Origin of the sequence: Tsukamurella sp. 8F (assembly GCF_029167375.1) — a bacterium.
Lineage (GTDB): Bacteria > Actinomycetota > Actinomycetes > Mycobacteriales > Mycobacteriaceae > Tsukamurella.
The window spans coordinates 98037-110255 of the sequence record NZ_JARFTP010000003.1 but is presented as its reverse complement, the minus strand read 5'-3'; the positions used below and the strand labels follow the sequence as shown (position 1 = coordinate 110255).

The 12219-nt window shown below is 68.5% G+C and carries 13 protein-coding genes; 4 read left to right on the top strand and 9 right to left on the bottom strand.

The features are described from left to right. Positions 1-26: 26 nt before the first annotated feature. From P0W64_RS03330 to P0W64_RS03305, 6 genes are all read right to left on the bottom strand, one after another. Positions 27-629 carry a GDSL-type esterase/lipase family protein gene (locus tag P0W64_RS03330; protein WP_275478641.1) on the bottom strand — a complete coding sequence of 201 codons (603 nt, stop codon included), beginning with the start codon at positions 627-629 and terminating at the stop codon, positions 27-29. Next, entirely contained in the window at positions 626-1858 is a 1233-nt protein-coding gene (locus P0W64_RS03325) for an NAD(P)/FAD-dependent oxidoreductase (RefSeq protein ID WP_275478640.1), read from the bottom strand. Before P0W64_RS03325 ends, P0W64_RS03330 begins: the two co-directional genes overlap by 4 nt. 210 nt (positions 1859-2068) lie before the next feature. Continuing rightward, the gene (locus P0W64_RS03320; RefSeq protein ID WP_275478639.1) at positions 2069-3676 is read right to left on the bottom strand and encodes an AMP-dependent synthetase/ligase; all 1608 of its coding nucleotides are present in this window, start codon (positions 3674-3676) and stop codon (positions 2069-2071) included. Between the two features lie 90 nt (positions 3677-3766). Then, on the bottom strand, positions 3767-4675 hold the full coding sequence (locus tag P0W64_RS03315; protein WP_275478638.1) for a LysR substrate-binding domain-containing protein: 909 nt from the start codon (positions 4673-4675) through the stop codon (positions 3767-3769). A 120-nt stretch (positions 4676-4795) separates the two neighbouring features. Then, positions 4796-5542: a tyrosine-protein phosphatase gene (locus P0W64_RS03310; RefSeq protein ID WP_275478637.1), complete on the bottom strand. Its 747-nt coding sequence runs from the start codon at positions 5540-5542 to the stop codon at positions 4796-4798. Positions 5543-5589: 47 nt separating this feature from the next. Beyond that, complete coding sequence (locus P0W64_RS03305) at positions 5590-6177, bottom strand: TetR/AcrR family transcriptional regulator (RefSeq protein WP_275478636.1); 588 nt, start codon at positions 6175-6177, stop codon at positions 5590-5592. 46 nt (positions 6178-6223) lie between these two features. Between P0W64_RS03305 and P0W64_RS03300 the strand changes: the two genes are divergently transcribed. Together P0W64_RS03300 and thiD are read left to right on the top strand one after the other, a co-directional pair. Next, positions 6224-6712 carry a GNAT family N-acetyltransferase gene (locus P0W64_RS03300; protein ID WP_275478635.1) on the top strand — a complete coding sequence of 163 codons (489 nt, stop codon included), beginning with the start codon at positions 6224-6226 and terminating at the stop codon, positions 6710-6712. A 5-nt stretch (positions 6713-6717) separates the two neighbouring features. After that, entirely contained in the window at positions 6718-7566 is an 849-nt protein-coding gene (thiD, locus tag P0W64_RS03295; protein WP_275478634.1) for a bifunctional hydroxymethylpyrimidine kinase/phosphomethylpyrimidine kinase, read from the top strand. A gap of 48 nt (positions 7567-7614) precedes the next feature. On the opposite strand, the gene P0W64_RS03290 is transcribed toward thiD, so the two are convergent. Next, on the bottom strand, positions 7615-8406 hold the full coding sequence (locus tag P0W64_RS03290) for an ABC transporter permease subunit (RefSeq protein ID WP_275478633.1): 792 nt from the start codon (positions 8404-8406) through the stop codon (positions 7615-7617). Next, positions 8406-9320, bottom strand: a complete 915-nt coding sequence (locus P0W64_RS03285; protein WP_275478632.1) for an ABC transporter ATP-binding protein — start codon at positions 9318-9320, stop codon at positions 8406-8408. Before P0W64_RS03285 ends, P0W64_RS03290 begins: the two co-directional genes overlap by 1 nt. A 98-nt stretch (positions 9321-9418) precedes the next feature. On the opposite strand from P0W64_RS03285, the gene P0W64_RS03280 reads away from it, so the two are divergent. Both P0W64_RS03280 and P0W64_RS03275 read left to right on the top strand, forming a co-directional pair. Continuing rightward, the gene (locus P0W64_RS03280) at positions 9419-10141 is read left to right on the top strand and encodes a Clp protease N-terminal domain-containing protein (RefSeq protein ID WP_275478631.1); all 723 of its coding nucleotides are present in this window, start codon (positions 9419-9421) and stop codon (positions 10139-10141) included. Between the two features lies 1 nt (position 10142). After that, entirely contained in the window at positions 10143-10817 is a 675-nt protein-coding gene (locus tag P0W64_RS03275) for a response regulator transcription factor (RefSeq protein ID WP_275478630.1), read from the top strand. Here the strand turns inward: P0W64_RS03275 and P0W64_RS03270 are convergent. Continuing rightward, a complete protein-coding gene (locus P0W64_RS03270; RefSeq protein WP_275478629.1) occupies positions 10793-12175 on the bottom strand; it encodes a HAMP domain-containing sensor histidine kinase in 1383 nt (460 codons plus the stop codon). The genes P0W64_RS03275 and P0W64_RS03270 overlap by 25 nt on opposite strands. Positions 12176-12219: the final 44 nt, after the last annotated feature.

The following is a 12219-nucleotide window of genomic DNA, read 5'->3' as shown; positions in this document are numbered from 1 at the left end:
TGTGAATCCTCCGATTCGAGCCGCGCTCAGGCGGCGATGGTCGTCGCTGTATGCATGGCGATCAGTTCGCGCACGCCGGAGGCGAACTCCTGGTGTCCGCACGGACTCGGATGCAGGCCGTCCGGGCTCCACATCTCGTCGCGCTGCCAGCCCGGATCGGCGGCGATGTCGAGCAAGTGCGCTCCGGACTCCGAGACCGACTGCGCCAGAATCTCATTGGCGGCGTCGAAGCGGTCACGCAACAGGTCCCGGAACGACTCGGGCACCGGCAGGCGGGCGGGGATGTCGGGGTAGCTCGCGGTGAACACGAGACTGCCCGAATCGCTCAGAGCGTTCAGGACGGTCCCGATGTTGCGGGCGAACCGGTCCTCGTCATAGTCGGAGACCAGGTCGTTCACACCGACGACCACCCCGGCCAGCCGGGCGCCGCATGCCGCCGCCGCGGGAAGCTGATCGGTCACCACGCGGTCCGTCGTAGCCTGGTATGCGCCCAGGTTTCGGATTCGGCTCGATCGGACCCCCAGCTGCGTCGCCAGCCGCGGTACCCAGCCGTGGTACCGACCATTGCGCGTGTCACCTCGGCCCTCGACGAAGCTGTCGCCGACGACCACCAGCTCCACCGCGCTCATACCGGCATCAGGTGGCGATCGGCCACCGGCAGGTCCACCTCGGCGTACAGCTTCGCGAGCGCATCGGGGTCGAAGAACTCCTCCGCGGACACGCCGCCGCCGATGTGCGCCAGGAATTTGGTGGTGTAGGCGGGACTACGGCCCGCCGCGCGGAACACCGAGTCGTAATACGGTGTCAGCGACAGCTCGGAGATGCTCACCGTGAAGTCGAAGCTGTGCATGCTCATCGCGTCGCGTTCGAGTTCATAGGACTCGAGTGCCTCGTCCATCGGGCGCTCGCCCGTGAGTCCCTGGTGGATGCGTTCGCCCAGCAGCTGGGCGTGCTTGAACGCGTCGGTGATGCCGAGGCCGGTGAACGGGTCCTTGTGGTACCCCGCATCGCCCACCAGTGCCCAGCCGCGCCCGTGCGAACGACGGAAGTAGTTGTCCGGGTACAGCATCGGGCGGAACGGTTCGACCCGCTTGCCCGCGTCGCGCAGTTGCGCCCCGCGTTCGGAGTCGATCGCCTCGACGATCTCCTGTACGCCGCCGTCGGGGTCGGACCGGAAGTCCCGGAAGCGGTCCCGACGCCGCATGACGGCGAGCAGGCTCAGCCCGTCGTTGGTAGGCCACGAGCCGAACTGCTGCTCACCGAAGCCTGTGCGGTGCTGCATGCCCCAGTCCAGACCCGAGTAGTACGAGTAGTAGATGAAACAGCCGGCGGGCTCGTGCCGGTACATCTGCGCGTCCACCGCCTTGGCGACCGTGGAGTTCGCGCCGTCCGCGCCGATCACCAACGGCGCCCGGAACTCGCGATCGCGATCGCCCTCGGTGCCCCGGATACCGACCACGGCGCCGTCCTCGATCAGCACCTCGGTCATTGCGAAGCCCTCGATCACCTCTGCCCCGGCCTCCCGGGCGGCGTCGACGAGGATCGGGTCCAACGCCGTCCGGCGGGGGCAGTACACCGCGTCGATTCCCTTGATGGGATCGGGGAAGCCGCTGAGTACGATATCGGTGTAGGTGAACTCGAGGTGACGGACGGGCGGGCAGCCGGTCGCGAGGACACGGTCGAGAAGTCCCCAGTCGCGTAGGTGGGCGAGGCCCGCCTGATGAATGTAGTGGGTGGATACGGTATCGCTGGGAAACGTGACCCGGTCGACGACCAGAACGCGATATCCCCGTCGAGCCAATAGCATCGCCAATGGCGAACCGGCGACTCTGGCGCCGACAACAATGACGTCGTACATGTCCTCGAATTCCCCTCTTTCCGTGCTGTCTTCTCATGCTGTAGCGCGGCTATTCGAAAGGCGTCCCGAATGCTCTGTCATCAGTTTCGCGGAACCGCTCGGGGATCGCCGGGCCAGGCCCCGGTACCCATCGGTCAATCGGTCCGTTCTATCGACGCTGGACCGACGCGGAGGTTTAACGTGATGTTCGCCCGCACGTCGATTCGGCGTTTACGCGCGGACGCCGTACATCGCGTCGATATCTGCACCGAACGCTTCGGTGATCGCCGCACGCCTGAGCTTGAGCGATGCGGTCAGCAGACCGTTCTCCACAGTGAAGTCCCCGTCGACGACGCGGAAGGTGCGGATGGACTCGGCGCGCGAGACGAGTCTGTTGGCATCGTCGACGGCGCCCTGCAACTGCTTCCGGAGGATCACACCCGCGTCGCCCACGCCGTCGACCGGTAGGCCCGCGGACCAGCTCGCATACGCCGCCGGATCGATCGTGATAAGTGCCGCGACGAAGGCGCGCCCCTCCCCGACCACCATGCAGTCGGCTACCAGGGGGTGCAGGCGGATACGGTCCTCGAGGACGGTCGGCGCCACGTTCTTGCCGCCCGAGGTGATCAGGATCTCCTTGCTGCGGCCGGTGATCCGCAGGTACCCGTCGCCGTCGAGCACACCGACGTCGCCGGTGTGGAACCACCCCTCGTCGTCGACGACCGGGCCCGGAACGCCCCAGTACCCCCCGGTCACATTGGCGCCCCGCACCAACACCTCCCCGTCGTCGGTGGTCGCCACCTCGGTGCCGGGAATGGGGCGCCCCACCGTGCCGATTCGGTTGGTGGACGGCGCGCTCACCGTGACAGCCGTCGCCGCCTCGGTCATCCCGTAGCAGTTCAGCACGGCGACGTCGGCCGCGGCGAAATAGTGCACCGTCGACTCGTCCAGCGATGCCCCGCCCGAGATCACGTGGCGCAGGCGCCCACCCAGCAGGGCCGCGAGGTCGTCGCCTCCGGGCCGCGCCTTCCGGATCTTCTCCAGCGCATACGGCACCAGCGCCAGGAACGTCGGGCGGGCCTGCGGCAGCAGCTCGATCAGGGCGGGTATCCCCGGGGCGAGACGGGTCTCGGAGCGCCCGATAAGGCAGCAGAACAGGATGGTCTGACCGAACACGTGCGCCAGCGGTAAGCCGATGACCGTCGACGCCTGAGCGCCGGCGCCTGTGAACACCGCCTCGGCCTGCAGCACGGTGTTCGCGGCCGACGCGTACATGTTGCCGTGCGATATCGTGCAGCCTTTCGGCGAGCCCGTCGTACCACTCGTGTAGACGATCATCGCCACGTCCGACGGCTGTATCGAGTCGGTCCGGACAGGGAGCTCGGGATGCCGAGCGGGCGCCCAGGCCGCGGACTCCGCGAACGTCCAGACCCGTCGCGCCCCTGCGGATCGCAGGCGGTCCCTGTCTTCGACCGTCTCGCCGAAGGCCGCGACAGGGCCCGCGTCGCTCAGTATGTGCTCGATCTGCGTAGCCGACGACGTGGGGTACACCGGCACCACGATCGCACCGATGGCGAGCACGGCGAGGTCGATGACGACCCAATCGACGCCCGTTCGCCCGAGCACCGCGATCCGATCGCCGGGCTCGACCCCGAGATGGATCAGGGCGCTGCCGAGTCGCTCGGCCCGAGCCACGACCTCGCTCGCCGTGAGCGCTATGGACTCACCGGTCAGGCACGTCATGTCTGGTTGCGATTCCGCCGTGCGGACGACGACCGAGAAAAGGCCGCCGGTTTCTGTGAGAATGCGTCCGGTACCGGTGGATGAGATTCTGTTCATATTCGAATTCTCTCCATCCACGAGGACAGCGGCAATATCGAATCATCGACCGGACGAGAGAATTGATCTATCGACCGTGCCGTATCCGGCCTACGCTCCCTTGTCTCCTTCTTCGTCCAGGCAGCCCAGGAATGCCTCCACCGCCGCATTGTCCTCGTCCCTACGCCACACCGCGTAGAGATCGACTGTGGGCACCGGATCGAACAGTGTGACGGGAACGGGATTGGGGCCCGACGCGCCCGATCCGATGACCACGGCGCGCGGCAGCGATGCGAATCCGACGAGCGACGTCACAGACACCACATGCGCTGTCGCGCCCGGGTCGTCGGCGGTCTGGGTGATGTTGAGTTCGATCTGCGAATCGGCGGCCGCATTGAAGATCGAGTCGTACATCGCCGGTGTCTGTTCTCGATGGAAGAGCAGGCAGGACTGCGATGCCAGCTCGGCGAACCGGACACCCTTGCGGCCGGCCCAGTTGTGGCGACGTCCCACCATCGCGACGATCGGTATGTCGGGCAGCACCCGTCGGTATCGGAGATCGGCTGTGCGCGGCCGCCCATAGGCCAGCGCGATGTCCAGCGAGCCGTCGCTGAGTGCCGCGAGCTGGGGGCCGGTCCGCTTCTCCCACAGCGAGATGACGATGTCGGGATGGTTGTCGTTCATGCTGGTCATCACGCGCGGCAACACGTGCCGCCCGGCCGGGAGGTTGTAGCCGACGTTGACGACCCCCGACTTCCCGGCCGCCGTCGACTTCGCCATGCGAGTCGCCTTCTCGACCTGCTGGACCACCAGCCTCGCCTGCACCTCGAACTCGCGCCCAGCCGAGGTGAGCTTCACTTCATGCGAGCTTCGCTGGACCAGTTGCACGCCCAGCGACTTCTCCAGCTTCTGTAGCTGCGCGCTGAGCGACGGCTGGGTCAGATGCAACCGGTTAGCCGCACGACCGAAGTGCAGTTCCTCGGCTATGGCGATGAAGGACAGCAAGTGTCTGATTTCCATGGCATCTCCAGCCGGCTACCCATCGGTCGTGTCGGCGCCGACGCTAGCTCGCTGAGATAGCCTCCCGGTGAACGGTGATGGTCGCATCCCGCACGCCGATATGTCCTGTTGGGCCGGCGGTCAAGGCGCCGAGCCGATCATTCGATCTTGCAATGCCGCGATTGTGTCGGGGCTCACACCGACGGCGGAGAGGTAACCGGCCACGTCACCGAACCGCGCGGTCATCGCCTCCGTCGCGGCTGCCAGGTACTCCGCGCGTACACCGAGGAAGTCCCGTGACAGCTGCTCTGCGTCGGCTCTCCTCCGCACCACCATGTCCCGGAGCGGCCCGATCGCCTCGTTACTGCGCAGATAGTCGGAGGACACCACCTCCTCGGATGCGCCGAACATCCGAAGAAGCGTGGCGATCAACCAACCGGTCCGGTCCTTGCCCGCCGTGCAGTGCACCAGCACGCTGCCCCCCTCCGCGAGGACCCCGGCGACAGCCGCTAACGCGGCCCCCGCCCCGGGCAGCTCGGGGTACGTGCGGTACACGTCGGTGAGGTAGCCGACGGGGTCGGTCAACCGACGCGGCGACGGCGCCCGGCCGCGCGCGGGGTCGAACGGGGTCGCGTGATACCGGACGTCGCCGGGGAGCTCGTCGGCGCCGTACGCCTCCTGCTCGATCGGACCGCGCAGATCGAATACATCTGTCACCCCGAGCTCGACCAGCGTCCGCCTGCCCCTGTCGTCGATCTCGCCCAGGTGAGCGGACCGGAAGAGCGCGCCGCTGCGAACCACTCCGTGCGGAGTCGCGATACCGCCCAGGTCTCGGAAGTTGAACGCGCCCGAGATCCGGAGCGCGTCGTTCGTCGGGTCTGCCGTCACGGGTATCGAGTATGACGCGATGCCGGGCCGGAACGACAGCGTGCGCCCTAGGCACGGGTTCCGCCTGGCGCCGGCCGGATGCCCACCAGGAACGCGGCGACGGCCGCATCGGCCCGCGGCCGGTCACCGGTGGCCAGCAGATCGAGGAGAGCACCGCGCAACACCGCCAACGCCAGCGTGCGTGCGGCTTCCGCGCCGGGTGTCGCCCGCTGCGCTGCCGGCTGCGCCCGCGCCAGGAGGTCTAGCCAGTCCGCGACGGTGGTGGCAGCGAAATCGCCCCACGGACCATCGCCGCTGACCGACCGACCGTATGCCTCGGCCCACAGCCTCAGCACCGGCTCGTGGGCGGGGTCGGCGAGCCACGTCCAGACACGCTCGACGGTCTCGGGGAGATCCCCGGACACCTCGAGGCCCGCTAGCGATTCGAGCTCGTCCTGGCGCGCTCGCACCAACAGCCGACGTATGACGCCCTCTTTGCTGCCGAAGAGAAAAAGCAGCACCCGTGGGCTGGATCCGATGCCCGCCGCCAGCGGACGCAGGGACAGATCGCTCAGGCCATGGGCGAGCACGTAGGCGTACGCCTTCTCGACGATCTCCTGCTCGCGGGCGGAGGGGGTTGTCGCATCCTTCTGCATCCGTCTATTCTGGCGTACTGAAACGACTGTGTCAGTAGGAGCGGCTATGACGGCGACGATCCGGGAGCTCGGCAGTCCGGGCGACCTCGGCTGGGTGGTAATGACCAATGGGGAGGTCTACGCCCGGGAGTACGGGTGGGACGCGACGTACGAGGCGCTCGTCGCCGGGATCGTCGGGGCCTACGCCACCGACCACGACCCCGCGCGCGAGCGCGGCTGGATCGCCGAGGTCGACGGCGCCCGGGCCGGGGCGGTCTTCTGTATGGCGGACGACGAATCGACGGCGCGACTGCGGCTGCTTCTCGTCGATCCCCGCTTCCGCGGCCACGGCGTCGGCGCAGCACTCGTCGAACAGTGTGTGGGGTTCTCACGCGAAGCGGGGTATCGGCGAATGGTGTTGTGGACGAATTCGGTTCTCGGCTCCGCTCGACGCATATACGAGGCCGCGGGCTTCGGACTGACGTCCGAGCGACGACATCACAGCTTCGGTCACGACCTGGTCGGACAGGACTGGACCCTCGAACCTCTAGTGTGACGCGCATGGATCTCCTCCCCCTGCCCGCCCCCGGAGCCACCCCGATCTGCGTCATGACGATCGCCGGATCCGACTCGGGCGGCGCCGCGGGACTGCAGTCGGACCTGCGCACGTTCGCCCTGGCCGGGGTGCACGGCACGTGCGCAGTAACCGCGGTGACCGTGCAGAACAGCCTGGGTGTCACCGGTTTCCACCCCGTCCCGCCACCGACGGTGGCCGCCCAGATCCGCGCCGTCGCCTCGGACATCGGTGTGAGCGCCGCTAAGACGGGCATGCTCGCAGATGCAGGCATAATCGCAGCCGTCGCCGATACCGCCTCGGATATCGGTCTGGGACAGCGGATCCCGTTCCTCGTCGATCCGGTCAGCGCGTCCCACCACGGAGAACCACTGCTCACCCCCGAGGCGTTCGAGCTACTCGTCGGACGCCTGTTCCCGCTCGCCACGATCGTGACGCCCAACCTCGACGAGGTCCGGCTACTCACCGGCATCGATGTGGTCGACGACGCTACTCAGCGCGACGCCGCGCGTGCCCTGCACGCCACGGGCCCGCGCTGGGTGCTCGTCAAAGGCGGGCACCTGCGCACGGCCGTCACCAGCACCGATCTGCTGTACGACGGCTCGGACTTCGTCGAGTTCGAGGCGCAGCGCATCGAGACCCAGCACGACCACGGCGCCGGCGATACGCTCGGGGCCGCAGTCACCTGCGCGCTCGCCGAGGGGATGTCCGTACCCGACGCCGTGGCATTCGGCAAGGAGTGGGTGACCCGATCGCTCGCCGCCGCGTACCCGCTGGGCGCAGGACACGGCCCCGTCAGCGCGTCCTGGCGCCTCCGCGAGCAGCCGCCGGCGTGACCCGCGCGCGTCGGGCGGCGGAACAGCCTCGGGCGTAACCGATCGCCGTCAGGCGTCGCGCCGCGCCACCACGAACCCGCCCACGGCGAACGCCACGACCGCGAACGCCGCGAAATACAGGCCGCTCACCGGACCCGGCCAGTGGAACTCGCCGGGTGTCACGTGCAGGAAGTGCTGCAGATTGAGGAAGGGCAGGAAGGGTGCCACCTCCTTGACCTTCGGAATCGACGACACCACGTTCTCGGCGAGCACGAAGTACAGCAGCAGCACAGTCACGGCTCCCGCCGCATTGCGGATCAGCGCTCCGATACCCACGCCCACCGCCGCCACCAGCGCGGCCGCGGCCGGTACCGCGAGGTAGATCGACGCGCCCCGACCGATGAGCGACACCGTCCCGTCGCCTCCCCCGACGGCCACGAAGGCCAGCAACTCGACCACCACGGTCACGAAAGCCGCTACCGCACACGTCACACACACCACGATCAACTTGGCCACCAACGCGATCCATCGGTTCGGAACCGCGAGGAAGGTCGCGCGCAGCGTCCCGAACCGGGCCTCCGTCGTCACGCTGAGCACACCGACGAGCCCGCACAGCACCATCCCGATCCCGGGCAGACCCGCGAAACCGACGAGCGGCAACGTCGCCAGGGTCAACACCGCGCCGTTACCACCACTCCCGCCGGTCAGCGTGTCGTCGTAGCCTCCGACGGACGTCGACCGCATCGCGATGCCGATCAGCAACGTGATGCCCACGGACGCCACGAACATCAGTGCTAGGCACCACTTGGTGGCGCGCACGGTCGAGAGCTTTATCGCCTCCGCGCGAAGGGCGCCGCGCATCAGGCGGCCCTCCCGCCCGCGAACTCGACGGCGCCAGCGGTGAGCCGCAGGTAAGCCTCCTCGAGAGACGAGGCGTGACCCGCAAGCTCATGCAGGACGATCCCCTCGGCGGCGGCCACGTCCCCGACGACGTCCGTCGGCACATCCGTTACCGTCAGCACCCCGGGCTCCCCTGTTGGAGCGCAGGAGATCCCGCGCTCGGCGAGCGCGCGGCCGAGGTCGTCGGCGCGCGGGCTCCGCACGCGCACTGCGCGATCCGAGTACCGCGCGATGAAGTCGGCCATCTCGCCGTGCCATACCAACCGCCCGCGGCCGATGATCACCACATCGTCCGCGGTGAGCGCCATCTCGGCCAGGAGATGCGACGATACGAATACCGTCCGACCCTGTGCTGCAAGAGCTCTCATGAAGTTGCGTACCCACACGATGCCCTCGGGATCGAGCCCGTTGACCGGCTCGTCGAACAACAACACCGGGGGATCGCCCAGCAGCGCGCCGGCGAGGCCGAGCCGCTGCGACATGCCCAGCGAGAATCCGCCCGCCTTCTTGCCCGCGACCGACGCGAGGCCGACGGTCTCGAGGCACGCGTCGACCCGCTCGGTCGGCAGGCCGCTCGCCGCGGCGAGCCAGCGCAAGTGGTTACGCGCGGTGCGGTTGGGATGCACCCATTTCGCGTCGAGTAACGCGCCCACCTTCGTCAGCGGCCGGTCCAGCCGCGCATAGGGCACGCCACCGATGGTGGCCGCACCTGCCGTCGGCGTGTCCAGCCCGAGCACCATCCGCATGGTCGTCGACTTACCCGCCCCGTTCGGCCCGAGGAATCCGGTCACCCTGCCGGGCCGCACGGAGAACGTCAGGTCGTCCACCGCACGCACCGTCCCGTAGGCCTTCGTGAGCCCCGCCACCTCGATCATGTCCGCTTCCCTACCATGTGCCCGAGTCTGCCAGAGCCCACACTCATCACGTCAACCAATGGTTGACGTGATGGTGTCGTCAACCTATGGTTGACGCCATGAGCAACCCCATCCGTCTCGACGACCTCATCGACTCCGTACACAACCTGCACCCCGGCGGCACGCCGCTGGACCATCTGTCCGACGCCGTCCTCGTATCCGACCGGCTCGGCGAAACCGCCGACCACCTCATCGGCCACTTCGTAGACCAGGCGCGCCGCAGCGGCGCGACGTGGACGGAGATCGGTGCATCCATGGGCGTCACCAAACAGGCCGCGCAGAAACGCTTCGTCCCGCGCGACGTGGCCACCGACTTCACCACGAACGGGCCGTTCACCCGCTTCACCGATCGCGCCCGGCGGTCCGTCGTCGCCGCGCAGGCCGGAGCGCGCGCCGCGGGCAGCCCGACCGTCGGCACCGAACACCTGCTCGTCGGGCTCCTCTCGGAACCCGATGGTTTCGCCGCCAAGGCGCTCGCCGACGCCGGCGCGACCGAACAGAAGATCCTGGGCGCGATCGCCGCGGAGGCCCAGCCGCCCGTCGACGGTCTGCCCGAGCAGATCCCCTTCGACACGCCCGCCAAGAAAGCGATCGAGCTGACCGTACGCGAGGCGCTCCGCCTGGGGCACAACTACGTCGGGACCGAGCACATCCTGCTCGGGCTGCTCGCCGCGCCCGGCACAAACGCCTACCGGATCCTCGCCGACCTCGGCGTCACCCACGAAGGCACCGAGGCGTTCGTTCTCGCAGCACTGGAACGGATAGTCGGGCAGAATCGATGAGGTGCGCGCGCTGATCGTCGACGATGACGTCCATGCGGCCGAGACCGTACGCCGCACGCTGGCCGCGGACGGCTGGAACGTCACGGTGTGCCACACCGGCACGGACGGCCTGTGGCATGCGGTCGAAGTCGGCTGCGACGTCGTGGTCCTGGACATAATGCTCCCGGGCCTCAACGGGTTCCAGTTCCTGGCGCGGCTGCGCGCACAGCAGGTGTGGACACCGGTTCTGATGCTCACCGCCAAAGATGGCGAGTGGGATCAGGCGGAGGCGCTCGACACCGGGGCCGACGACTACCTCACCAAGCCCTTCTCCGTCGTGGTCCTCAAGGCGCGGCTCCGCGCACTGCTGCGTCGTTCGACGGTGCCGCGGCCGGCGGTCCTCACCGCGGGTGGCCTGGCGCTCGATCCGGCGCAGCGGCGGGTCACTCGCGGCGAAGACGAGATACCCCTCACCCCACGCGAATACGCGGTTCTGGAGTTCCTCATGCGCAATGCGGGGCGGGTCGTGGCGAAGGGGGATATCCTGCGCTCGGTCTGGGACGAGAACTACGAGGGCGACGAGAATATCGTCGAGGTGTACGTCGGCTACCTCCGCAAACGCATCGACGCACCGTTCGGCACACACACGATCTCGACCGTGCGCGGTGCGGGCTACAGGATCGCCGAGGGCGCCTGAGCCACGGGCGCGGGCAGCGCGAGCCTGAACGCCGCACCGCCGCTGTCGGAATCGTCGACGGAGACGGTACCGCCGTGTGCGACCGCGATCTCCGTCGCGATGGCCAGGCCGAGCCCCGAACCGCCGCCGTGCGCTCGCTCGCTATCGAGGCGTACGAAGCGGTCGAACACGCGAACGCGGTCGGCCTCCGGAACACCAGCGCCGTCGTCGGCGACGGTGATCCGCGCCCCACCCGGCATCTCCTCCAGAGTCAGCACCACCTCGCTGCGCGCGTGCCGCACCGCGTTGTCGACCAGGTTCCGCAGGCATCGCGCTATCGCTGTGGCGTCGCCGGTGACCCGCACGGGTACGACCCGGGTGCGCACCATCGGCCCGCCCGTCGCGCGAGCCGCAGCGGCCGCCGCCAGGACGACGTCGTCCAGATCCACATCGCCGAGTCGCAGCTCGAGCCCGCGCTCGTCGACCTTCGCCAGCAGGAGGAGGTCGTCGACCACGGACCGCATACGGGTCGCCTCGGGAAGCAGCACCTCCCGCACGGTGTCGACCGTGACGTCGGTGTCGGTGTGATCTGCCAGGTCGAGGATCCCGACGAGGGTCGTGAGCGGCCCGCGCAGCTCGTGCGAGGCGTCCCCGAGGAATCTGACCTGGGAATCGTGGCTGCGCTCCAGTCGCTCCAGCATGCCGTTCATCGTTCGTGCCAGGACGGCGATCTCGTCGTCGGACTCGGGCACCGGGACACGGGACGCGAGGTCGGTCGAGGTGAGGACGGCGACCTCGCCGGTTATCCGGTGGACAGGCCGCAGCGCGCGCCCGACGAACGCGTGGATCGCGAGCGCCACAATGGCTATGACCAGTGGGAACTCGATCGCGAGGATCGCGGCCGTGACCCAGACGCCGCGACGGTAGGGCCCCGCCGCAACCGCCACGATCACGGTGTACCGCTGCCCCATGAACTCCGCGCCGGCGGCCGCACCGCAGAGGTCACCGCCGGCGCCTTCGACCTCGAAACGGCTCACCGAATCGGGTGCGACGGACTGCTGAACCAGCGGGGATCGCGCCGTCTCCGGTGAGGAGTGGACGACGTCGCCGCCCGAATCGAGTACCTGCACGAGGTCCACACCCGTGCTCGGCGTCAGGTCGGCGGCGCGCACGGAGCCCAGCCCGCCGTCGGTGATCTGCTCGGCGACTGCGTACGCGCGTGCCGACGTCGACCGGTACATCGTCCGGTTTTGAGAGGAGTAGGACATGCCCACCATCACGGCCGCACCGGTGATCATCGCGCACGCCACGATCACGGTGGCGACGACCGTCGACTTCAACCGGACGCCCCACCGAACCCGCGTCCGACGTGATCCCATGGTCTCACCAGCGTATTCGCTCCATGCCATCCCGCCCAGCCCCC